The sequence below is a fragment of the Streptomyces sp. NBC_00490 genome (assembly GCF_036013645.1).
Lineage (GTDB): Bacteria > Actinomycetota > Actinomycetes > Streptomycetales > Streptomycetaceae > Streptomyces > Streptomyces canus_F.
Genome location: NZ_CP107869.1, coordinates 8130521 through 8151814 on the forward strand (window position 1 = coordinate 8130521; position 21294 = coordinate 8151814).

Annotated in this window: 25 protein-coding genes; 12 read left to right on the forward strand and 13 right to left on the reverse strand. The window is 71.1% G+C overall.

Annotation, left to right across the window (positions count from 1 at the left end; all coding sequences use genetic code 11):
* Positions 1-277 precede the first annotated feature (277 nt).
* The 13 genes from OG381_RS36965 to OG381_RS37025 all read right to left on the reverse strand — a co-directional run bounded on the left by OG381_RS36965 (position 278) and on the right by OG381_RS37025 (position 12731).
* Entirely contained in the window at positions 278-1021 is a 744-nt protein-coding gene (locus OG381_RS36965; protein WP_327722640.1) for a glycosyltransferase family 2 protein, read from the reverse strand.
* 48 nt (positions 1022-1069) lie between these two features.
* The gene (locus tag OG381_RS36970) at positions 1070-1516 is read right to left on the reverse strand and encodes a hypothetical protein (protein WP_425911349.1); all 447 of its coding nucleotides are present in this window, start codon (positions 1514-1516) and stop codon (positions 1070-1072) included.
* A 211-nt stretch (positions 1517-1727) separates the two neighbouring features.
* Positions 1728-2792, reverse strand: a complete 1065-nt coding sequence (locus OG381_RS36975) for a hypothetical protein (protein ID WP_327720326.1) — start codon at positions 2790-2792, stop codon at positions 1728-1730.
* 22 nt (positions 2793-2814) lie between these two features.
* Positions 2815-3588, reverse strand: coding sequence for a hypothetical protein (locus OG381_RS36980; RefSeq protein WP_327720327.1), 774 nt, complete (start codon positions 3586-3588; stop codon positions 2815-2817).
* A gap of 30 nt (positions 3589-3618) precedes the next feature.
* Positions 3619-4542 (reverse strand): hypothetical protein, encoded by a 924-nt coding sequence (locus OG381_RS36985; protein WP_327720328.1) that lies wholly within the window; start codon positions 4540-4542, stop codon positions 3619-3621.
* A gap of 278 nt (positions 4543-4820) precedes the next feature.
* Positions 4821-5393 (reverse strand): hypothetical protein, encoded by a 573-nt coding sequence (locus OG381_RS36990; RefSeq protein ID WP_327720329.1) that lies wholly within the window; start codon positions 5391-5393, stop codon positions 4821-4823.
* 14 nt (positions 5394-5407) lie between these two features.
* A complete protein-coding gene (locus OG381_RS36995) occupies positions 5408-6922 on the reverse strand; it encodes a VirB4 family type IV secretion system protein (RefSeq protein WP_327720330.1) in 1515 nt (504 codons plus the stop codon).
* A 28-nt stretch (positions 6923-6950) separates the two neighbouring features.
* Positions 6951-7412 carry a DUF6238 family protein gene (locus OG381_RS37000; protein ID WP_327720331.1) on the reverse strand — a complete coding sequence of 154 codons (462 nt, stop codon included), beginning with the start codon at positions 7410-7412 and terminating at the stop codon, positions 6951-6953.
* A gap of 91 nt (positions 7413-7503) precedes the next feature.
* Positions 7504-8976, reverse strand: coding sequence for an SCO6880 family protein (locus tag OG381_RS37005; RefSeq protein ID WP_327720332.1), 1473 nt, complete (start codon positions 8974-8976; stop codon positions 7504-7506).
* An 81-nt stretch (positions 8977-9057) separates the two neighbouring features.
* Positions 9058-10428 carry an SCO6881 family protein gene (locus tag OG381_RS37010; protein ID WP_327720333.1) on the reverse strand — a complete coding sequence of 457 codons (1371 nt, stop codon included), beginning with the start codon at positions 10426-10428 and terminating at the stop codon, positions 9058-9060.
* A 36-nt stretch (positions 10429-10464) separates the two neighbouring features.
* Entirely contained in the window at positions 10465-11157 is a 693-nt protein-coding gene (locus tag OG381_RS37015) for a hypothetical protein (protein ID WP_327720334.1), read from the reverse strand.
* Positions 11157-11471 carry a DUF6112 family protein gene (locus OG381_RS37020; protein WP_011031268.1) on the reverse strand — a complete coding sequence of 105 codons (315 nt, stop codon included), beginning with the start codon at positions 11469-11471 and terminating at the stop codon, positions 11157-11159. The genes OG381_RS37015 and OG381_RS37020 overlap by 1 nt, the downstream gene beginning before the upstream one ends.
* A gap of 135 nt (positions 11472-11606) precedes the next feature.
* Positions 11607-12731 (reverse strand): C40 family peptidase, encoded by a 1125-nt coding sequence (locus tag OG381_RS37025; RefSeq protein WP_327720335.1) that lies wholly within the window; start codon positions 12729-12731, stop codon positions 11607-11609.
* Between the two features lie 514 nt (positions 12732-13245).
* On the opposite strand from OG381_RS37025, the gene OG381_RS37030 reads away from it, so the two are divergent.
* The 12 genes from OG381_RS37030 (at position 13246) to OG381_RS37085 (ending at position 21281) form a co-directional block, all read left to right on the forward strand.
* Positions 13246-14001, forward strand: coding sequence for a DNA-methyltransferase (locus OG381_RS37030; RefSeq protein ID WP_112438327.1), 756 nt, complete (start codon positions 13246-13248; stop codon positions 13999-14001).
* A gap of 252 nt (positions 14002-14253) precedes the next feature.
* Positions 14254-14796: a DUF4913 domain-containing protein gene (locus OG381_RS37035; RefSeq protein ID WP_327722641.1), complete on the forward strand. Its 543-nt coding sequence runs from the start codon at positions 14254-14256 to the stop codon at positions 14794-14796.
* Complete coding sequence (locus OG381_RS37040) at positions 14793-15278, forward strand: hypothetical protein (RefSeq protein ID WP_020271124.1); 486 nt, start codon at positions 14793-14795, stop codon at positions 15276-15278. Before OG381_RS37035 ends, OG381_RS37040 begins: the two co-directional genes overlap by 4 nt.
* An 18-nt stretch (positions 15279-15296) precedes the next feature.
* Positions 15297-15986, forward strand: a complete 690-nt coding sequence (locus tag OG381_RS37045) for a hypothetical protein (protein ID WP_327720336.1) — start codon at positions 15297-15299, stop codon at positions 15984-15986.
* An 18-nt stretch (positions 15987-16004) separates the two neighbouring features.
* Positions 16005-16748 carry a hypothetical protein gene (locus OG381_RS37050; protein WP_327720337.1) on the forward strand — a complete coding sequence of 248 codons (744 nt, stop codon included), beginning with the start codon at positions 16005-16007 and terminating at the stop codon, positions 16746-16748.
* Between the two features lie 147 nt (positions 16749-16895).
* The gene (locus OG381_RS37055; RefSeq protein ID WP_242436140.1) at positions 16896-17249 is read left to right on the forward strand and encodes an SH3 domain-containing protein; all 354 of its coding nucleotides are present in this window, start codon (positions 16896-16898) and stop codon (positions 17247-17249) included.
* A 92-nt stretch (positions 17250-17341) separates the two neighbouring features.
* Positions 17342-17824, forward strand: a complete 483-nt coding sequence (locus OG381_RS37060) for a hypothetical protein (RefSeq protein ID WP_327720338.1) — start codon at positions 17342-17344, stop codon at positions 17822-17824.
* Positions 17821-18264 carry a hypothetical protein gene (locus OG381_RS37065; protein ID WP_057617377.1) on the forward strand — a complete coding sequence of 148 codons (444 nt, stop codon included), beginning with the start codon at positions 17821-17823 and terminating at the stop codon, positions 18262-18264. The genes OG381_RS37060 and OG381_RS37065 overlap by 4 nt, the downstream gene beginning before the upstream one ends.
* Before the next feature lie 10 nt (positions 18265-18274).
* On the forward strand, positions 18275-18688 hold the full coding sequence (locus OG381_RS37070; RefSeq protein WP_327720339.1) for a hypothetical protein: 414 nt from the start codon (positions 18275-18277) through the stop codon (positions 18686-18688).
* Positions 18689-18730: 42 nt separating this feature from the next.
* A complete protein-coding gene (locus OG381_RS37075; RefSeq protein ID WP_327720340.1) occupies positions 18731-19573 on the forward strand; it encodes a winged helix-turn-helix transcriptional regulator in 843 nt (280 codons plus the stop codon).
* The gene (locus OG381_RS37080; protein ID WP_327720341.1) at positions 19570-20049 is read left to right on the forward strand and encodes a regulator; all 480 of its coding nucleotides are present in this window, start codon (positions 19570-19572) and stop codon (positions 20047-20049) included. Before OG381_RS37075 ends, OG381_RS37080 begins: the two co-directional genes overlap by 4 nt.
* Positions 20046-21281, forward strand: a complete 1236-nt coding sequence (locus tag OG381_RS37085; protein WP_327720342.1) for an MFS transporter — start codon at positions 20046-20048, stop codon at positions 21279-21281. The genes OG381_RS37080 and OG381_RS37085 overlap by 4 nt, the downstream gene beginning before the upstream one ends.
* Positions 21282-21294: the final 13 nt, after the last annotated feature.

The following is a 21294-nucleotide window of genomic DNA, read 5'->3' on the forward strand; positions in this document are numbered from 1 at the left end:
GGCGGAAGGGTCAGGGGCCGCGGTGCGCGGGCCGGGCCGCGGTGAGGGGGCGGGCTGACGCGGTGACGGGCGGGGCCGGGTGACGATGGGGCGCGCTGATGCGGGCCTGACGAAAGGACGTTCCGCCGTCGGCGAGCCACGTCTCGATGGCCGGCCACGCGTGTGCTCGGCGCTCCTGCTTCGGCACGGAAGGGCGGTGTGCGCCCACCGGTACTGCTCGCCCGAGGCGATCGCGACGATCCCGGACTCCCGGCTGTGCGACAGGACGATCTGCGCCTCAGCCACGGACCAGGTTTTCGCCACCGCGCAGGACGGCGCGCAGGCTGCGGCCGTACGCCCAGGCGTGCTCCCGGGCAGCTGCCTCCAGCCGGTCGTATCCGACCTGGGCCGTCATCTGCCCGTCCCACTTGCGGTACCTGTACACGGGTACTGGCAGCAGGATGCCGGGGGCGAGAGCGGTGACACCGAGGGCCGCGCAGTAGTCCTCGCCCTGGACGAGGCCGCCCATCGGAGCGGCGCGCACGAGGTCGGTGCGGGCGAGGATCGTGGTCGGCCCGATGGGGATGGTGTCCGCAGGCGACTTCCAGTACGTCCACACGTCACCGGCCTCATGCCGGCCGGGCGGCGTGGGGCAGCGCCACAGGGTGGTCGAGCCGTCGAGGTGCTGGTCCTCGCTCCAGCCGGCGCACCAGCCGACTCTCGTCGACTCCAGGGTGTTCAGCCGTACGGCCATCGCATCGTCGGGGAACAGGTCATCGTCGTCGGCCCAGTTGGTGTACGGGGTGCGTACGTGAGCAAGGGCCAGGTTCCTGGCGCAGGCGGCGCCGACCGGACGGGGCAGCGCCAGCGTGCGAACACGCGGGTCCTGGGCGAGCGGGGCCGGCAGACGGTCGGGCGAAGCACCGTCGAGCGCGATCACGGCCTCCCACGGCACGGACTGCCGGGTGAGGCTGGCGTGCATGGCGGTCAGGTAGTCCAGCCTGTCTTCGCGCAGGCGGCTTGCGATGACGACGGTGATCAGGGGCGTGGTGTACGGGGGCAGAGAAGGCTCCGGGAAGACGAGGGGGAACTAGCGTCGGGCGGCGGGGCGCGGGGCGCCGGCCTTCGCCGGGGCTGCGGCAGGAGCGCTCTGGGGCTGCCTGCCGCGCGATGCCCGCATGGCGGGCGGGGAGTCGAGGGCGGACCAGGCCGCCGGGTGGTCGTTGAAGGCGGTGCGCGGGTCGGTGGACCAGCTCACGATCGGGCCGATGTCCTCGTGCAGGAGGCTGATCACCTCGACGCCCTCCTTGTGCAGGACGTACCCCCACTGCACGTCCTGCTCGTCGGCGGTCGTGTCGGTGACGGACATGCGTACCGGGGATGAGCCGTCCGGGGTGATCAGGTGATCGAGGGTTCGGCTGGGCCAGTGCTCGCCGCCGGTCAGCGCGGTCACGAGTGCGGGCGGGGCGTCGTCGAGGAGATCGGTGCCGAGTTCGTCCCAGCCGACGGCGACGTCGTCGATGAGGTGCCGGGACATGGCCTCGATGTCGCGTCCGAACTTGTACTGGTAGGCGGCCAGGAGCAATGGGAGGCGGTGGCTGGGTACGCCGTCGAGCTGGACGTGGATGCCCGTGTATCCCGTACCGCGGGTGGGACGGGCGATGAAGGAGCGTGTGGACAGGGGATTCTCCGGAGCGAGCGGGGTGCGGGGGATGTTCGGCGGCCGTCACGGTGGCGCGCGGGTGCGTCTACGCGCGGTCGGACCAGGACGGGACCGGAGGGCCGGAGGCGTCGGTACGCGCGCAGGTGTAGCCGATCAGGCGGGAGGGCTCGGCCTTCGCGGGGACGGTGGCGGCGTCGTTGCACGCGAATGTGTAGCGGATGGAGGTGCGGGGCACGTCGTGGAGCCAGGCCCGGTCGTCCTTGCCGGGGTTGATCTGCAGGCCGGAGTGCGCGACGGCGTCGGTCTGGGTGTGCGTGTGGGAGAAGAGAATCAGCGCGCCGCCGTCGGTGGTCTTGAGGGCGTAGGCGTCCGTGTAGCGGTTGGCGGCGCCGGCGAAGACGGTGGTGCCCTGGGCCCCGAAGCGGGTGCCGGTCTCGTCGTGGACTTCGATCTGCCGCTTGCTCGCCTTGGTCGGTGTGAAGACCTTCGTCCCCGTGTTTGTGCCTCCGGTGGCGAAGTTGTCGAGGACCGCGGTGCGCAGCAGCTTGGCGTCGGCAGCGAGGTTGTTGCCGTCGGCGGTGACGGCCGTTGCATGTCCGTCGTGGTCGAGGGCGATGTCCGGCAGGTCCGGGCTGTCGAGGTCGACGACGGAGACCATCTCCCAGCGCTTGTGCTGGGGGCGTTCGGCGAACACGGCCAACCGCGAGGGGGCCTTGCCCTTCTGGTCCGAGAGCGCGGCGGCGAACCAGCGGTCCTGTCCGGCTCCTAGGCGCGGGATGTACAGCTTGGCGTCCGCGGAGTCGTAGGACCACGGCTTGTACGGCTTGCGGTCTGCCGCGGGGAGCCCTTCGGTCTCGGTGTAGTCCGATACGGACATCGCGTACAGCGGGCCGTCCTCGACCGTGTCGAGCAGGCGCCGGTCGCGGTCGGTGTTGGCCTCATTGTTGATCTTCGAATAGCGGGTGATGACGTCGCGGGCCTGGGCGGCGCTGAGAGCGGGCACAGGCTTCGGGGCGGTGCTGGCGCGGGGCGTCTGCCGGGCATGGGCGGGGCCGTCTTCGCCGGCGCAGCCGGTGAGGGCCAGGGCGAGGCAGGCGGCGCCGACGAACAGCGGCAGGGTACGGCGAGCGGTGCGGATAGGGGGCTCCAAGGATCTGATGGGCGGATGGGGATCAGCGAGCACGACTGGTCGTGGGCGCTGTCTTCGGCGATGACGGGGGAAGGGCCGCGCTGGTGGTGGGCGCCGAGTGGCGGAGGTTCACACCGATGCCCTTGGCCGTGAGCTGCTGGACCACGCCGTGGACGCGAAGTGCGCGACCGTTGTCCCCGTAGGCGGCGGGAAGGAGGAACGCCGTTTGGTGCGGGTGGTACTGGAAGCCGTGGGCGTACAGCGTCATGCGGGCGTCCACCGGCACGCTCTCGTACGGTGCGCCGAGGGCTCCGTCGCTGTACAGGGTCAGGGTGAGGATCTGGTCGACCTGTGGCGGGCCGGGCCGGTGCGGAGGCTCGGGCTGGTTCGCTGCGTTGGTGAGCACTGCCTGAACAGCCTGCTCGTAGCGGGGCAGCACCCGCTGGACAACTCGAGCCGCCGCCTGGGCAGGATCCTTGGGAACGGTGATGCCGTTGGGTTCCGTGACTGCTTCGAAGTGGTGCGGCTTGATGTGCGTGCCGACGGGGGCGAGCGGCGCGACGACGAACTGGTGCGGGTACCGGGGCCGGTCGGTCACATACAGCCGCTGGTTGGCCGGCCCGTGGAGCACGGCGTCGTGGGTGAGGACGTACTGGCTGACGACATAGTCGACGTGACCGGCGTCCCAGAGCTGCTCGGTACGGGGAAACTGGTCCGCGTACTGCGCGTGGCGCTGATAATCGCTGGTCCAGATGCCCGGCAGGCGGTCAGCGAGGCCGGTGGCGAAGGCGGACAGATCGGTGCGGGGCGAGGCCATGTGTTCCTAGAGGGAGGCGGCGGTGCGGCGTCAGCGCGTGTGCCGCGGCGGAGCTGACGGGAGGGCTCGCGGCGGAAGGGACGGTGCACGAGCCGGGGTGGAGGGCAGCCGCGGTGCGGGCGCGAGCGGGGTGAGGGCCCGCATCCGGTCCTCGGCCACGTGCAGGACCTCTCCGAGGCTGCGGATCTCGGCAGCGGCGTCGGCGAGGTCGTAGGACAGGTCGAAGCCGTCGTCCTCCTCGGCTTCCTTGGCTTTCTCGCCAGCTGCTTCGAAGAACTCGCCGAGCTGTGCCAGCAGGCCGTCGGTGGGTTCCAGGATCTGATGCAAAAGGGCAGCGGCATCCGCGTGCGACTCGGCTCCGTTGAGCCGGTCGGTCAGTTCGCGCAGCGCGTCGCCGTAGACGTAGGCGGGGCCGCGGTCTGGTTTGCCGGGGATGTCCCGGGACGGGGACGGGGGCGTCGGTTGGGCCGGGTGCACGTGGGGGCTTTCGTGGGGCAGAGCGGGGTGCGGTAGCAGTCCGAGCTGGGCGAGGCGGAGGTCGATCGCCTCGATCATGGGTTGGGCGCTGCCGCCGTGGCGGGCTTCGGGCCGCCGGCGAGCGCCGGGGTTGTCGGAGGGGGCGGAGTCGTAGAGGACCTCGAACAGCGTCTGGTCGTCGGGGTGCTCGCGGGTCGCGATCCAGCCCTCGGGATCTCCGGGCGGGTGGTCGGAGGACGGTTCCTGCGGCGGACTGATGATCAGGTAGCTGTCGTCGGGGAGCGAGACGCGCACGATGTAGGCGCTGAGGCCGAACTCGATGTCGCATGGCAGTCCCCGCGCTCGCAGCGGCGTGGTGATGTGCGCGTGGCGACGCCACAGCTCCTGCCACCACGGCATGTTCACGTCGCGGTGGTCGGGAAGTGGCGCGATCGGAGCCGCGCGGGCGTCCGTAGCGTTCGCCTCGTCAGCGGCCACGGATTCTCCTGCGAGACGCCGGTCGGTGTGACGGAGGCGTTCGGCGAGCGAGGTCGGCTTCTGGCTTCGGAACCGGACTGGAGTCGAGTTCGTACTCGTCGTAGGCGGCGATCAGATCGTGTTCCAGCTGGGCTTCACGATCGGCGACTTGCGCCATGAGGTCGTCGTGCTCGGCCTGGTACTGCTGGTATTCGGCCCAGTCGGCGTCGCTGAAATGAGCGGGGCGGTTCAGAGCATTCCTTGGGATGTGCGTGGATCGGGCTTCGGGGCAGGCGCGGTCAGCGGTGGCGACCGCCCGGCCTGGGTGGCGGAGGCGCCGGCGGGCCTTCCTGACGGTTGAGCGTCGCGAGGAAGCGTTGGAAGCCGAGGTGGTCGTCGAGTTCCTTGGCCGCGTCACGAAGGGATTCCGAGGTACGCCGCAGGAAGGCGCGGGCTGAGGCATGGTCGATGATCATGCGATTCGCGAGGTAGTGCCGGTCGATCGGGTTGGCAGACCGGGGCAGGGCCAGGGCACACTCCGCAGACTCGGTGAAGTGCGGGGCTGCGTGGCTCGACATGGTCGCCGCCGTGCCGAGATGCTTCAGAACGGTGCTGCCGGCGCGGGTGGTGTGGTGTGGGCTCCGGGCGAAGTCAGCAGTGAGCCGGAGGGCATCGCGGGAGAGGTTCTGTGCGTCGGTGGCGTGCTGGAGCAGCGCGGTGTAGGAAGGCGTGGCCGGTACGTGTCCGTTCTCGTCCAGCAGCTCCCACTGCTGGGCAGCGTTGAGCAGTTCGTCCTTCATCGCATTGAGCGCGCCGATAAGCTGGAGCACCTCGGCGCTCGGTATCAAGTCGCGTTGGAAGTCGGGCCTCACGGGCCTCTTGGTCCTCAGTGCATACGGGCGTCGGTGTCGAAGAGCGCCAGTTCGTGGCTGTGCAGGAGGTGCTGAACAATGAAGCTCCGACCTGCGACTTTCCACAGGCCACGCCCTCGGTTGAGGTGCGCGATAGCGTCCATCTCGACGGAGGTCAGGCCGAGCAGGGATGCCGCGGCGTGGAGCTGGTCGGTCTCCTGGCGGTAGATGATCCGGGTGCTGCAGTCGGCGAGGAGTCCCTCGGCCAGGGCCCGGCCTTGTGATCCGGCGTCGCCGGCGGTGAGCAGGTCGGACAGCCGGTGGATCACCATGAGGTTGGCGATGCCGAGGCCGCGGCTGAGCTTCCACTGGGCCTGCATCCGCTGGAGTAGGCCGACGTGCTGCATCAGGCGCCATGCCTCGTCGTACACGATCCAGCGCCGGCCGCCGTTCGGGTCGGAGAGGGCGGATTCCATCCAGGCGCTCGCGCAGGTCATGGCGAGGACGAGGGCGGTGTCGTCCCCGGAACCGCCGAGGCGGGACAGGTCGATGGTGAGCATCGGCGCGCTCGGGTCGAAGGCGACGGTGGAGGGGGCGTCGAACATGCCGGCCAGGTCACCGTGGACCAGACGCCGCATGGCGTGGGCCAGGTCGCGGGCGGCGTCGCCGAGTTGGCCCGACATCATCCCGGCAGCCTCGTCGAGCGCGTGGGGGTTGTTGAGAGTGGTGGCGACGTCGCCGAGGAGCGGGGTGCGGTGCGTGTCGGCGGCGCGGGTGACGACGGCGTCGAGGGCGACGTCCAGCGCGGTGTGCTCCATGGGCATCAGGTCCCGGCCCAGGACGGTGCGGGCAAGGGAGCCGAGCAGGAGCAGGCGCCGCTTGCGGATCTCGCCGACCCAGTCGGCCTCGGACACGCTCTCCGGGCGCGGCGCCGCGTCAAGGGGGTTCAGGCGCCCCGGCAGTCCGGGACCGAGGGCGACGGACCGGCCGCCGAGGGCCTCGGCGACCGGCGTCCACTCGCCTTTCGGGTCGCTCGGTACGTAGACGCGGTATCCGAAGGCGACTGACCGTAGCGCGAAGGACTTCGCGAGGGCGCTCTTGCCCTGGCCGATCACGCCGGCGAGCAGCAGGTTCGGGTTGGTGAATCCCTCGACCTTGCCGTACAGAGCGAACGGGTCGAAGACGAACGACGCTTCTGCGTGGACGTCGCGGCCGATGTAGATGCCCTCGGCGCCCAGGCCGCCTTCGGCGAGGAAGGGATAGGCGCCGGCCGCGACCGCGGTGGTCATGCGGTGGGCGGGCAGCCGCAGCTGGTTCCCGCGCGCGGAGGCGGGCCCGGGGCGTCCGCCCGCTGGGTAGAGCGCGGCGGGCATCTGGTGCTCGGCGGTCGGGCTGTCGCTCTGGTGGGCGCCTGCTTCGGCGCGGGCTTTGGCGGTGGCCTCGGCGAGCTGGCGGCGGGCGGCCTTGCGGCTGGCGCGGTCGGTGCCGTGGGGGGTGAACAGCGGGCTGGCGGACGCGCGGCGGGCGCGACGGGCGGGCCGGTGGCTCATCGGGGGCCCTCGATTCTGCGGGTGGTGCTCATCGCACGCAGGCCGTGGTGTGCGGGCGGAGGTCGGTGGGGGTGGTTTTGCGGCGGACTACGTGTCCGGCGGCGAGGTGGCGTTGGCAGATCGTCAGCACGGGCGGGCCCTCGGGGAGCCGCTCTGGATGGCAGGCGCTTGTCTCGGCGTCCGCCTGGGGTGTGCCGGGCAGCAGGTGGAAGGCGGCGTGGACTTCGCTGGTGGCCTGCCAGAGCCTGGTGTGGGCGGTGGCCAGGTGACGTCCGGCGACTGGGTGCGGGGGTCGGGTGTGGTCGGCGAGCCGGTCCAGAAGCTGGAGCAGAGCGGTGAGGTGGGCGTGCAGCACGTCAAGGTGCAGACGATCTCCGGGCTTGGGCGGGTCCGCGTCCGACGGCGCCAAGGCCCGTGCGTGGTAGCGGATGGCGGCGCTCGCGGCGCGGAGGTAGGGGTGCGCGTCGTCGGGGCGCGTAGGAGAGGTCAAAGGTGGTGGTCCTTCCTGCCGGTAGGCAGGGCAGTGAGGGGCGTCCCGTCGCGGGTGATCCGGGTCAGGGGTGCGCACGGGCGCGGCTGGTTCACAGGGCGGTGCGGGCGAGCGGCAGCGCGGTGAGGGCGAAGGCGTCGGGCTGCTGGTAGTTGAGCCGACGAAGGTCGACGCCGGAGGTGACGGCGTGGGTCTCGATCTGTGCGCAGGCGGCGTCCAGGAGGGCGTCGGTCTCGGCGGTGACGGTGACCAGGCCGGTCAGTGCGACGTCCGCGTGCCCGGCGATGAGCTGGCGTTCGCGGGTTTTGACGTCGGCGTACTCGACGGAGTCCTCTTCGGAATCGACCTGTCCGCGGCGGGCGCGCTCGTTGGCGTCGGCGATGATCGCGGCCTTCTTGCGCTGGACGTCCCGCAGTGCGGACTCGAGCCCCTGCGGCACGTAGATAAGGGAGAGGCTGCGGCGCACGCCGGCCGTGAACATCAGCCCGTGCAGGAACCCGGCCCCCATCTCGGTCCTCGGCCAGTTCTCCACCCAGTACGTCGCGTGCCGCGCGCTGTCGGTGGCGAGGCGGTCGTACTCCTCGAACTGGACGACGGGCCCGGCAGCTGCGGGGTCGGCCTCGGCGCGGCCGGTCTCGGACCACTGCTGGAGCGCGGCGAGGGCCTTCGGGTCGTAGGCGGTGCGAATGACGGCGGCGATCTCCCGCGCGCTCAGCCAGCCGGTGACCTGGAGACCTGCGTTGCGGGCGGCCTGCGCGATGGACGCGGTGGTCTGCTCCATGACGGTGAACGCCCCGGGCAGCCCTCCGCCGGCCTGGCTGATCAGGCGCCGGGCGGCCTTGAGGTCGAGGGAGATGGCGAGGTAGGTCTCGTGCGGGGCGGCGGCAGGGCCGGCAGAGGAGACCAGCTCCGAGTAGATCTGTCCGGCGACGGGGGTCTGGGGCTGCCCGTTGTGGGTCCAGTGGCGGGTGAGGGTGTCGCCCGAGTCGGGGACGGTGCGTTCCAGCACCTGCACGGTGGCGATGTGCCCGGTGCGGGCGATGCCCGCGAGCGCGCGTCCCCAGCTGCTCACGTTGTGGTTCTGGGTGGCGGGGTCGAGGAGAGCGAAGGCGCGGCTGGTGACGCGGGCGATGGCGGTCAGCGTCTGTTGATGCGGGTCGTGGACGGCTGCGGCGCCGTTGGCGGAGTCGCCGGGGGTGACCACCTTCAGGGAGGCGACGGTGCCGGGCAGATGGAGGACGCCGTCCTGCCGGGGCCGGGTGACGGGCCGGGCAAGCCAGAGGGTCTGGCCGGTGCGGCGACGGTGCGCATACCGGGTGACGATCGGCGCCCAGTCGATCAGGGAGCGGCCGTGCCGGCGGATCGCGACGAGTGCCCCGGATGCCGCCCACAGCGGTGCCAGGGCGACGGCGCCGAGAAGCCCGGTGGAGATCACCGTCATCAGCAGCAGGGCCAGCATGCAGGAGACGAGGACGAGTTGAGGCAGGGAGAGGCCGAGGAGGATGCCGCGGCGGCTGCGGTGCGGGAACTTCACCGTGACCGGGGCGACGGAAAGATCAGTCAAGGGGCGGGTCCTGGAGGCGCGGGTGGAACCCGGGGGCGGGAGGGCACGTGCACGTCCCGCCCCCGGGAGTCGGTCAGGGAATCAGAGGCCGGTCGGAGGCGGCGGGGGGCCGCTCGCCTCGCTGGACGGGGCGTTCTGCGTGCCGGAGGACGGCGGTGCCCCCTGCGGCGGCGGGGTTGTGGTCGGCGGGGTGGACTGCCATCCGCCGCTCTGCCCAGACGCGCTACTCGCGCCGGATCCGCCAGGCCCCGGGCTGCCGCCCACCTGGCCGCTGGTGTCGTCGGACACGCTCGTCGGCGCGGGCTGGACGGCCTTCTCCAAGCCGGACTTGACCGCGTCGCCGCCGGGCGAGGAACCCGTTCCGCCGCTCTGCGATCCCTCCTTGCCCTCGCCGCCTCCGCCGGTCGGGTTGGCAGCGATGTCGCCGGGGAACCCGCCGCCGTCGGGGCCCTGCGGTGCGGCACCCGCGCCGGCGGCAGCGCCACCGGTTCCGGCGGTGGCCGCAGCAGCGGCGGCCTTGCGGGCGGCCTTCTCGGCGTGAGCCTTCGCGATCTGCGCACCGGCGCCGCCGGCACGGTGGATGGACTCCCCGTCGGTCCCGTCGGCCGCCCAGTGCACGAACTTGAAGACCGCGTACGGGCACAGCAGCACCAGGATCATGATGACGATGCCGGACATGACGTCGGCGAGGGCGGCGATGCCGTCCTCGGCCTCGGTCTTGCCCATGGCAGCGATGCCGAGCACGAAGATCACGGTCATCAGCAGCTTCGAGACCACGAGGGTGGCGGTGGCTTCGATCCAGCCCTTGCGCCAGCGCCGGGCGACTTCCCAGCCGCCGCCGGCGGACGCGAAGACGGCGAGGGTGACCATGACGAGGATGCCGACCTTGCGGACCATCATCACGCACCAGTAGAGGAAGGCGCCGATGGCGGCGCCGAGCCCGACGACGACCGGGACGAGCCAGCCGAGTCCGGACAGCGATCCGATCTGGTTGACCTTCACGATACGGCGCACGGCTGACTCGATGTTCAGGTGCGCGGTCTTGAACAGGCCGTCGCTGACGGCGTCGACGACTTCGACGGCCACCGTGGTCAGGGCGATGGCGCAGAAGGCGAACAGGACGCCGCTCATGGTGCCGGTGAACGCTTGTGTCAGCGCTTGCCCGTCGCGCCGGATGGCGGCCCGGACCAGCTGTGCGCAGAACGTGGCGACCAGCAGGACCAGGCCCAGTGGCAGCAGCATCTCGTAGTTGTCACGGAACCATCCGGCGTTCAGATCCACCTTCGTGGTGGTGTCGACCGCCTCGGCGGCCAGGTCGGCTGCGGCGGCGGCCAGTTCACCGGCGGACTTCGCCATCCAGTCACCGATGGCCTTGCCGGGGTCCGAGGCGAAATCCACCGCGTCGCCGACCGTGCACAACTTGTCGGCCAGGGGGTAATCACAGAAGCCCACGGGGAGTTACTCCTCCTTTCGTGTCTCAAGCGCGGGTCACTGCGTGACGCTCGGAGCGATGGCGGCCAGGGTGCAGTCGTGGTTCGGGCGGCACTGGACGGCGAGGGTCACGGCCCGTTCCTCGGCCCCTCCGCCGCCCTTCTTCCAACTGAGCGTCTGCTTGCCGTTGACGGTGACGACGTAGATGTGCGCCTCGGTGATTGCGGACGGGTCCTCGGCTAGGGCTTGCTTGAACGCGCCGGGGTAGTGGCCCTCGGTGACGTGGGCGGTGGCGTGCTGGTCCTGGTCGGCCATCCGTGACCACAGCACCGGGTCAGGAACCTGGCCGGAGACCGAGGCCCAGTCGGCGTACTTGGTCTCGGCGGTCATCCAGGCGCGCATGCCGGCGAGCTGCTGGTCGCGGCTGGTGTCACGGGTGTCGTAGGACCACAGCATCTGGGCTGCTGCCTTGGCGTAGGCGACCGGCTCGGAGATCTGCGGCGGCTTGGGCACCGACCCGGATCCGGAGGAAGGCTTCGGGGCGGCCTCGGAGGAGGACGGGCTGCCGGTTGGGGCAGGCGCCACGGCGCCCGGAGCCTGGTGGCTATTCCCACCTCCGGTCAGCAGGGCGACGACCCCGGCGATGGCGAGCAGGACGGCGACGGCGGCGGCGACGATCGCGATGCGCCGGTTGGCCGACCACCCCGAGCCGTACGAGGACAGTGAGAGGGACGGGGATCGTTTCCGCATCAGTGGACCTGCGAGCCCAGGCCGGAGAAGAAGGCCACGATGCCGTTCGCGGCGCCCAGACCGAGGGCGGCGCCGGCGGCGACCACGGCGCCCTTCTTCCCGTTGGCCTCGGCCTGGTGGCCACCGGTGTGGTGGCCCCAGGCCCAGACGCCGAGCGAGACGGCGAGGGCGCCAACGACGGCGATGATGCCGAACATGTTGATCGAGTTGACGACGTTCTTCAGCACGCTCAGGCCGGGCAGACCACCGCCCTTGGGCGAAATTCCTGGGTCGTAGGCGAGCTGGATGACGCGGTCTGCGAGGGGGACGGACATAGGGGTGGTGGGGCTCCTTGCATACGCGGGCCCAGTGAGGGCCGGCGGGGAAGGCGAAAGCGGAGGGGGCGCGCGAAGGGCGCGGAAGTGGCCGTGGGGCCAGGGCGCCCGGGGCGATGCCGGGCGGGGGCGGCGTCAGAGGACGCGGCGGGCGGCGAGAATCGTCCAGTCCTTGATCGGGGTGATCCGGACCGGCTTGGTGGTGCGCGGCGCCTCGATCACGAGGCCCTCGCCCATGTACATGCCGACGTGCTCGGGCCGGGCGGCGGTACCGCGGCTGAAGATCAGGTCACCGGGCTTGAGATGAGCGGGCGAGATCGCCTTGCCTTCGTTGACCTGCGTGTACGTCGTGCGGGTGAGCGTGATTCCGGCGTGGGCGTACGCCTGCTGCATCAGCGAGCTGCAGTCGCAGCGGCCCATGGGGTCAGGACCATGCGAGTTCGTGCAGGAGCCGCCCCACTGGTAGAGCGTCCCGAGCTGCTGCATCGCCCAGGTGATGGCCTTGCGCGCCTTCGGATCGGCGTCCTTGGGGATCGAGTAACCCTTCGGGACGCTCCCCCCGGGGATGCGGCCGAACCCGGAACCGTCCTGGCCCGGCGCGCAGCCGGTCATGGCCGACTGCTTGTCCTGGTCCGTGTCCTTGCCGTCCGCGTCACCGCCGCCGGGGAAGCTCTTGGCGATTGTGCCCTGCAGCGCGGTGGCGAGCTTTTCCCACTGCGCGTAGGCGTCTGGCAGGCCGGACTTCTGCACGGCTTGGGCGGCCTGGGTGACGGTCATCTGCTGCCACCCGCTCACTTTGAGCAAGTGCTTGTAGAACTGCTCGCTCGCGTAGGTGGGGTCGCGGATCTGCTCGGCGCTGCCCCAGCTCTGGGAAGGGCGCTGCTGGAAGAGGCCGAGGGAGTCGCGGTCGCCGTAGGCGAGGTTGCGCAGTCGGCTCTCCTGCATCGCCGTGGCGAGCGCGATGATCTGTCCCTTCTTGGGGACGTCGAGGGAGAGGCCGGCGGCCACGACTGTCTGGGCGTTGGGGACCTGCTCGGCGGGCAGGTCCAGGCCCTCGACGTGCACGTCCTTGCCGGAGGCGCCGTCGAGGATCTTGGTGACCTGTTCGGCGACCTTGTCGCTGTCGATGTCGCTCAGGCAGCTGCTGAAGGAGCCGCTGCTCTGCACGGCGTCGGCCGAGGAGGCCAGCATCATGCCGGTGCCGGCGATCAGGATCGGGGAGAGGAAGACGACGCCGATGCCGGCGGCGAGCCCTTTCAATCCGAGCGGACCGCTCGCCGGTCAGCGGTTTCGGGCATGGGTGGGTAGCGAGACGTCATGAACGTGTCCTTGGGGGTGCGGTGTCCGGCATACCGCGTGCGCGAGGCGTCTCGGAAGGGCGCAGCAGCCGGGGTGGGCGATCGGGACGGGCCGGTGCGGGGCGAGTTGCCGCTCGCTCCGCGTGGCCGGGCCGTGAGCTAGGTGTGCCGGGGCAAGGGGTACCTCCGTGAGGCGTGGCAGGGGAGTGGCCAGCGGCGGTGTGCGCCGGGCGGTTCAAAAACAGTAGGCGCGGATCGGCGGTTGACCAAAAAGTCGGCGTGAGGTGCCGGAAACCGGTACCTCGGCAGGGCACTTCTTGGGCGTCGGCGGTTTCGCCTCTACAGTTTTTGGACTCCCCTCGCCCTCCTCGGTCTGCGGCCCTGGGCTTCTGCATGCCCACTTCCGGCCCGCGAGGACTCCTGCGCGAGGCGGCTATTTCCCTCCGCGTTTCCGCAACCCGAATCGGGGTTCCTCTTTGCCTTTTTCCCTTCACCAGGGCGACGCTCTGGCCGTTCTCTCCGGCCTTCCGGACGGCTGCGTCGACTCCGTCATCACCGACCCGCCGTACAACAGCGGAGGCCGGACCGCGAAGGAGCGCACCACGCGCTCCGCGAAGCAGAAGTACACCTCCGCCGACGCCAAGAACGACCTCGCCGACTTCACCGGCGAGAACATGGATCAGCGGTCCTACTCGTTCTGGCTGACGCAGATCATGACCGAAGCCCACCGCCTTACCAAGACCGGCGGGACGGCCCTGCTGTTCACCGACTGGCGCCAGCTCCCGACGACGACGGACGCGATCCAGGCGGCCGGATGGCTGTGGCGCGGTGTCCTGGCCTGGCACAAGCCGCAGGCCAGGCCCCAGAAGGGCCGGTTCACCCAGAACTGCGAGTTCATCGTCTGGGCCAGCAAGGGGCCGATCGACGGCTCCCGCAACCCCGTCTATCTGCCTGGCATGTACTCGGCTTCGCAGCCCTCTGGCGCGAAGCGCCAGCACATCACGCAGAAGCCGGTCGAGGTGATGCGCGAGCTGGTCAAGATCAGCCCCGAGGGCGGCACGGTCCTCGACTTCTGCGCCGGCTCCGGCTCCACGGGCGTGGCCGCCCTGCTGGAAGGCCGGGACTTCATCGGGGTGGAGAAGACCGAGCACTACGCGTCGATCGCGGCCGACCGGCTCACCGAGACGATCCGCGCAACCCTCACGCAGGACGACGTGGTTCTCACCGCCTGAGCCGCGTCCTTGCCCGTCGCCAAGGCGACCAGCTCCCACGCGCAGCCGTAGGCGAAATACCGCCCGGAGGAACGTGCAATCCGCCGGCGGCGCCGCGCGAGGGCGCCCCCGCACTTCCCTCATTCCGCGTCTCGTAGGAGGCCGAACTTCTCAATGCCCGAATCCGCAAAACCTGCCGACGATGGAGAGTTGGAGCCGATTCGTATTCCGGATCCACAGCTGGAGGGAATCGAGGCGAGCGTGCGGCGGCTCATGGAGCAGTCGGCGCAACAGGCTCAGCAGCTCGACCACCTCGCGTCCGCCCCGTCGCCGAGTGGATCACCGTTCGCCGCGTTCGGCATGCCGGGACTCGGTGGCCCGCCGGCCGCCGCTCCACCGGAGCCCCGCCCGATCCTGGAACTGGACGGCGAGGAACGCGAGGACGAACTCGACGCCCTGTCCGACTGGGTCGACGACTTCTTCCTCCCGGTCTACGGGGCGGAGGTTACCACCGCGGCGCCCTGGTGCCTGCAGTGGCAGGAGCACGACGATGTCGTGGCCTGGCTCCATGCCTTGTGGCTCGCCTACCAGCAGCACAAGGACCCCGAATCCGGGCTCTCCGGTCTGTTCGTGTGGCACCGGGATTTCCTCACCCACGCCGTCGCGGCGATCCGGGCACCGGGCGGCCCGCTGTCGGCCTGCATGACCTCTCCCGACCGGCCCGCACACCGTCTCCTGCCCGGTCCGCCGCCGTCCGTACGGACGGAGACGGCGGCCACGGCGCAAGCCGCTGACCAGGACGAGCCGGCGTCATGACCGCGGGACAGGGACAGCCCGCCTTCGGACTGAGCTTCGATCCGCGCGCGCTGACCGATCTCCTTCAGGCTCCCAGCGACATACGCGACCTCACCCTTGCCTACCTGCAGGAAGTCGTGAACGCGCAGCGCTTCGGGCTGCGCCTCGACGGTGACCTGGAGGGCTGTCGAAAGCTGTTCGTGGACTCCCGCAAGGACTGGCGCGTCGTCTACGCCGTCCGCCCGGCGCCCGCGGAGTCCGCCCACCACAAGGAGATCCACGTCGTCGCGATCCGGCCGCGCGCGGGCAACGATGTCTACGACGAGGTCGGCCGCCGTTTGGGCATGACTCGCCGGCCGCTGAGCGCCCGCACCCACGCGGCACGCTCCCGTTCCCCGCAACTGGCCGCCCGTGCGCCCGTGCCCCGGCCCGGTCCGCCGCCCACTGCGCCACCGGGTCTGCCCCGTCCCGCACCGAACCCCGCGCACCATCCCACCCGCTGAACGCACGGAGCGTCGCCTATGCCCCCTGAACCCGCGCCGACATCCTCCCGGCGTGCGGTCTCCCCGCTCGACCATCGCCTCGAAGCCGCCACCGGGCACGACATCGACACCCTGTGGGCCTACCGCGACCGCGGCGTCCTCGACGAGCAGCACGCCCAACTGGTGGACCGGCACCGGAAGCTGGCCAAGACCCAGACTGGCGTCATCTTCCATCTGCGCCTCCTCAACCGCCTGTCCAGCGGCGAGTTCGACGTCGACGGCGCTCTGTTCACGCGTATCGACCGCACCGTGGACCAGTTGGAAGAGGCTGCCGACGCGCGGGACGCCGCTGCCCGGGATGTGCTCGCCGCCCTGGAGCCCATCGAAGCCGCAACAGCGTCCGTCGCGCAGCAGCTCTCGACGGACGACCAGGCGGCGCTGCTCGCCATCGCCGGCGGCGCCAAGCTCTACGAACACCTGCTGACCGGCCGGATGTCCGTCACAGCCGCCTCCGGCACCCGCGTCCCCCACACCAAGCTACGGCGGCTGGAGGACGCCGGCCTGGTCGCCCGGGACACCGGCCACCCCGTACACGCCGGCCAGCCGGTCGCGCTCACCGACGCCGGAAGAGCCGCGCTGTCCGCCGCCCGCCGGGCCCCCACGACGCAGACGCCGAAGGTCCCAGCTCGCCCCGGCACATCGCCGTCCACTCCGGCGCGGCGGCGCTGAACTCCACCGAAAGGCCCCTTGTTGTCTCCCACCGAACCGGCGCCGGTCCGGAAGTCCATCCCCCAAGTCGACTTCGATCTGGACGACCTCGACGCCGGCGAGGAGAGGTACCTCGACTTCTACCGCAAGGTCGGCGTCCACGAGGACATGCTCGTCCCCCTCGCCGAACATCACGACGGTCCGCACAGCTACTACGTCCTGTTCGACCGCACCGCGACCTGGGGACACCCCGGCATGCCCCAGGTGCTCGCCGTGCATCTGCAACGGGACCACGAGAAGCGGACGTTCAGCTTCGAGAAGGCCCCGCTGCCGCTGCCCGCGATGGCGCAGTCCTGGCTCATCCACCGCGGCTGCCCGCACGATGCCATCGGCCTCGACCCCGAGCTGGGCCCGCCGCCGGCTGACGAGGCCACGCGAGCACTGGAGCGACGCCTCGCCGGCGACGGCGACCACTACGCCATGGGCTACTCCTACACCAGTGACGACCCGGACGACATGGTCGTCGTCGTGGCACTGCGTGCCTTGGACGAACGCGCCCCGTCGCCTTTCCGCGTTGTGGTCGAAGAGGTCGACACCGACACCTGGACGCACACCCTGCGCGAGGGCGGCTTCGACACGGTGGGCGAGGCCCTGCAGTGGTGCGACGACCGGCTCACCGGCGAGGCCGGCCCTCTCCCGCCGGTCCGCCCGGCAGCCGCCGCCAGCCGCCTGGCCGGTGTGGCGAAGGCCCCTGCCCTGCGCCCGCCCGGCCGTTCGCGCTGAGCGCTCAGCCCGACGCGGGCGGCGCAACATAGCCGACGATCGCCGGTTAGCCAAACCGGCGATTCTCCGGACTCTTATACAGCCGCCGGGACAACTCCGCGGCGCCCTTCCACACATTCCCCACGCCTTCACGGAGGCTTCTTCCGCATGCGCTCCACCCGAATTGCCATATCCGCCGCGATGCTCGGCGCACTCGCTCTGCCGGTGCTGTCCGCCACCACCGCCAACGCGGCACCGACCACCGCCTCCGCCTCCGCTCTCCCCGCGAGCACCTGCTCGTCCCTCCCGCCGCTGCCGTACGCAGTGCACGCCAAGGCCGTGACCATCCGGTCCAAGGCCAGCTCGAAGTCCACGGCGCTCGGCGTGCTCTACAAGAGCCACAAGTTCACCGTCTCCAAGAAGAGCGGCAACTGGGTCTACATCACGGACAAGACGACCGGCGTGAAGGGCTGGGTCTCCGGCACGTACGTGTACCGCGACGTCCGTATGTGCCTGGACTGACCGGACTTCAGCACGTCCCGGCAAACGGCTGATCGCCAGTACGGGGCCCCACATTCCCTACGCATCGGCCTATCCAGAACAGGAGATCCCCCTTGTCCGACGGCATGTCCGAGGATTCTGCGGATGTCGTGGGCGTGCTCACCGAACGGATCGAAGCACGCTTCGACATGGGCATGGACCAGTTGAAGGCCGCGGTCGCCGCCGCGCCGACCGCGAACCCTGACGCCACCGACGTCGTCAAGTGGCACGGCCTTCTCGTTGAGGCCCAGGCCGTGCTGGAGCGCGCGGAGGACGACCTCCTCGCTGCACTGCATACTCAGCCCAGCGAGGTCGACGACCCTACGATGGGCCTCGCTCACCGGGTGAACGCGGCCGTCACGGCCCGCGACGGCCGGGCCCTGGTCGTGCGATGGCTCCTCGACCCGGACGCCCCAGGGAAGAAGGACCTCGCCGCAGAGCGCCTCGCCCGTCTTCGGCCCCGCACCGGGCCAGCGGTGCAGACCAGCGCCCCCAACCGGCCTGCGAGTACAGCCGCACCGGCGACGGCGTGGCGGTCGACGAGGGCCGCCCGATGAGCCGGGACAAGGCCAGCACCATGGACGGCGACCTGCAGAAGGTCTTCGGGAAGCCGGTACCCGAGCTGTACGAGGCGGCTGCCGGCCACGATGCCTCGCCAGCGTTCACCCGTGCCCTGGAGCTGCGGTCCTTCCTGGCGCTCACTGAGGAGCAGGTCGCCTGTGTCCGCGACCGCGTATACGCCGACATGGATCCCGACCGCGACATGAGCGAACTGTCGGCCGACAGGCTCCGCTTCGACGCGCAGTGGCTGGACGCGGCACTGGAGGCCCGCGACGGCTACCGCGCCGCCCTCGGCGAGCTGCTGCGCACCATGCCCCCGCCTGCGCAGCAGGCCCGGTCCGTCCGCACGGCACCGCTCAGCGCCACCGCAACCCTGCCCCCGTCCGCTGCCCCGGCACCCCCGCGTGCCGGGGCGGCCCGGGCCCGCCGACCGTGAAAGCCCTCGATTGCCCCACCCCACGTCCACCGACATAGCCGGACGCATCGAGGACCTGTACGGCGCACCGCTCGCCGACCTCGAAGCCCACGCCCAGGCCCAGCCGCCCGGCATGCTCTCCGCCCTGCTCGGCATGCACGACGATCTCGCCCTCGCCGAGCGCAGCATCGACTTCCACCGCGACCACCTCGCCCGGCTCATCCACCCCGAGCGGCAGATCGGCCCGCACGAGGTCTCCCCCTTCCTCGAAGGTGCACGCCGCCTCGCCGAAGCCGTCGCCGTCCGCGAGGTCCAGGCCAAATCGGTCGCCGCCGTCCTGCAAAGCCTGGCCCGCATCCCGGCCCCGACGCCGGCCCCGCCGATTCCCTCGCCGCCTGCTCCAGCTCCGCCTCTTGCGGCGCAGAGCCCGGCGCACAGCCGCTGACCCGCAGGCCATCCCCCTTTCGTTCACCCAGGAGTTCCTCCCTTGGCCATCACCGCTCTGCCCCCTGACACCGACGCCGACATCGCCCGGGTCACCGAGGCCCTGGCCATGATCACCCCGCGCTGGAACGTGAGGATCCTCCTGGCCCTCTCCGGCCCGCCGCTGCGCTACAGCGAGCTGGCGGCCAAGGTGTCCTGGCTGCAGAACGGCCAGCTCCACCCCAAGCTCAAGGCGCTGTGCGACGCCGGACTCGTCGAACGCACCGAACACACCTCACGGCACGTGACCTACGGCCACACCAACCGTGGTGTTGCCCTGCTGCCGGTCCTGCCGATGATCGTCACCTGGGCCGAGGAACACCTGGAGAAGGCGGACCGCACGCTGCCCGCGATCGAGCAGATCGAGGACAGCCTCACCCTGCTCACCCGGCGTCACGCCGCCGCCATCCTGTGGGTGCTCAAGTCCCGCCAGGAGGTCAGCGGGCGGGCCCTGGCCCGGATCGTGATGCCCAGCAGCGACTGGACCAACATCTACCCGCCGCTGCGGCAGCTGGTCGCCGACGGCCTCGTCCACACCAAGGGCACCGGCCGACCCTACCGGCTCTCCGCAGCAGGCGACGGCTTGAGCCCCGTTCTCGGCACCCTATCCGCGTGGGCCGCCGGGCAGCCCCTCGACCAGGCGGCCCGGCACCCGGTCTGGGGGCACCCGCAGGCGAAACCCGCGCCGAGGCCGTGGATCAGCAGCCAGTCTCGGCCGGCCCCCACGGCGCTCCCACCCGCTCGGACACCCCAGTCTCCTCCGGTCTGGCACAACGGGGATCTCTTCTCGCACGCTGCGACCGCCCGCCCGAAGGCAGCCGTCCCGGCGGGAGGCCCGCGCCGATGAGCACCCCCTTTACCTCTGCCGAAGCGCAGCGCGCTGTCGAACTGCTCGCCTCGCGGCCCTTGGTCCGCCTGGTCACCGAGATCGACGACAACGGCGCCATACCGCCGCGACGGCTGGCCGGCACCCTGCCCGACCTCTCCACGCACCAACTGCGCAGCGCATCCGGCACGGCCCGCACCCACGGTCTCATCCGGATCGCGCCCGGCACCGGTCTGGAACTGACTGAGGCTGGGATGGAGTTGGCCGGCCTGTACGACGCGATGGCCCGCTGGGCCCGGCGTCACGCCGTCCCGGCCCCCGTCTGCGAGTTCAGCAGCCGCATTCGGCACGTCCTTGCCCTGTTGGCACCATCGCTCATCACTGAGCGCGCCGACGGAGCGGAGGCGGGCCTGGCCCGTCTCCGCACGCTCCTGATCCAGTGGCTGGCCGACAACCTCCAGGTGGCCAGGGTGTCCGAACCTGAGCCGGTCGCGTGAGCGAAGCGGTCACACCCCGGCACGCGCGCCACACCGACGGGCTGATGCGCAGCATCTACCTACCGCGCACGACGGACGCGTTGGCGTTCGCGATGTCCACCTACGGCATCCCGCTGCTCGTCCTGGCCACGACGCGCTCCGCCGCGCTGACGGGCGCAGCCTTCGCCCTAGAGTGGATCCCGCGGCTGGCTGCGTTCGGGTGGGCCGGATCGGTTGTCGACCGGCGCGGTGCTGCGATGGTCTTCCACCTGGCCTCCCTGGGCCGGGCGCTGGCCCTCGCCGCCGGCGCGGTCCTGCTCCACCTCCACCCATCCGGCACTGTGGCGAGCGCGACCGTGATGGTGCTGGCGGCGACGACCGGCGTGCTCACCGAGTTCAGCTATATCGCGGCCGAGACCGCGGGCGCTGCCGCTGGCCGCCGAACAGGACGGCGGGCCCACCGTGTCCAGGCCGTCCTGCTCGGTATCGACCAGACGGCGACCCTGGCCGGTCCGGCGCTCGCCGGGGTGCTCCTGCTTGCCGGTCCGCCGTTGATGCTCGCGGTGATCACCGTGCTCTCGTTGCTTGCCGCGCTGCTTGCCCTGCGAACTCCGCACTCGCCCGTGGCACCGGCCCGTGCGCCGAAGGGGAGGTTCAGGGCCGGACTGCTCACGGGGTGGCGCACCATCCGCTCGCTTCCCGCGCTCGGCTGGCTCGTGACCGGGCTGACCCTGTCGAACCTGGCCACCGGCCTTCTTCAAGCGGCCGGTCCCGTGATCGTCGTCAAGCACTTCGGGCAGTCCACCACCGCAGTCGGCCTCGTCTGGTCCGCCGCTGCCGCAGCGACGCTCCTCAGCGTCACGCTCTGCCGGTTCGCGCTCGACCGCCTCGGCCTGTGGCCGGTCGGCGCCGCCTGCGCCGCCCTCGCCTCGCTCGGCTGTCTCGCCGCTGCCCAGGCTCCCGACTACCAGTCCTACCTGGTCCTGGTCGCGGTCCTCATGGCGGGCGAAGGCGGCATGACGGTCGTCCTGCGCACCCTGCGCGCCCGCCTGATCCCTCCGGAGAAGTTCGGCAGCACCCTGTCGGCGACCATCCTCATCCTCCTGCTGCCCTTCCCCGTCGCCGGCGTGCTCACCGCGCTCACTCCGCCCGCCGCGCTGGGCCACGTCATCACCGTCTGTGCCGCGCTGCAGGCCCTCGGTCTGTTCTGCGCCTTCGCCCGCCTGCGAACCGATCCCGCCCTGCGCACCTGACCCTGCTGCGTCC

Excerpts from the sequence above, each read along its gene's own strand:
- OG381_RS36970 (WP_425911349.1), bottom strand. The coding sequence starts at position 1,516 with ATGTCCCGGCACCTCATCGACGACGTCGCCGTCGGCTGGGACGAACTC.
- OG381_RS36980 (WP_327720327.1), bottom strand. The coding sequence starts at position 3,588 with ATGGCCTCGCCCCGCACCGATCTGTCCGCCTTCGCCACCGGCCTCGCT.
- OG381_RS36995 (WP_327720330.1), bottom strand. The coding sequence starts at position 6,922 with ATGAGCCACCGGCCCGCCCGTCGCGCCCGCCGCGCGTCCGCCAGCCCG.
- OG381_RS37015 (WP_327720334.1), bottom strand. The coding sequence starts at position 11,157 with ATGCGGAAACGATCCCCGTCCCTCTCACTGTCCTCGTACGGCTCGGGG.
- OG381_RS37020 (WP_011031268.1), bottom strand. The coding sequence starts at position 11,471 with ATGTCCGTCCCCCTCGCAGACCGCGTCATCCAGCTCGCCTACGACCCA.
- OG381_RS37035 (WP_327722641.1), top strand. The coding sequence starts at position 14,254 with ATGGAGCAGTCGGCGCAACAGGCTCAGCAGCTCGACCACCTCGCGTCC.
- OG381_RS37040 (WP_020271124.1), top strand. The coding sequence starts at position 14,793 with ATGACCGCGGGACAGGGACAGCCCGCCTTCGGACTGAGCTTCGATCCG.
- OG381_RS37045 (WP_327720336.1), top strand. The coding sequence starts at position 15,297 with ATGCCCCCTGAACCCGCGCCGACATCCTCCCGGCGTGCGGTCTCCCCG.
- OG381_RS37055 (WP_242436140.1), top strand. The coding sequence starts at position 16,896 with ATGCGCTCCACCCGAATTGCCATATCCGCCGCGATGCTCGGCGCACTC.
- OG381_RS37065 (WP_057617377.1), top strand. The coding sequence starts at position 17,821 with ATGAGCCGGGACAAGGCCAGCACCATGGACGGCGACCTGCAGAAGGTC.
- OG381_RS37080 (WP_327720341.1), top strand. The coding sequence starts at position 19,570 with ATGAGCACCCCCTTTACCTCTGCCGAAGCGCAGCGCGCTGTCGAACTG.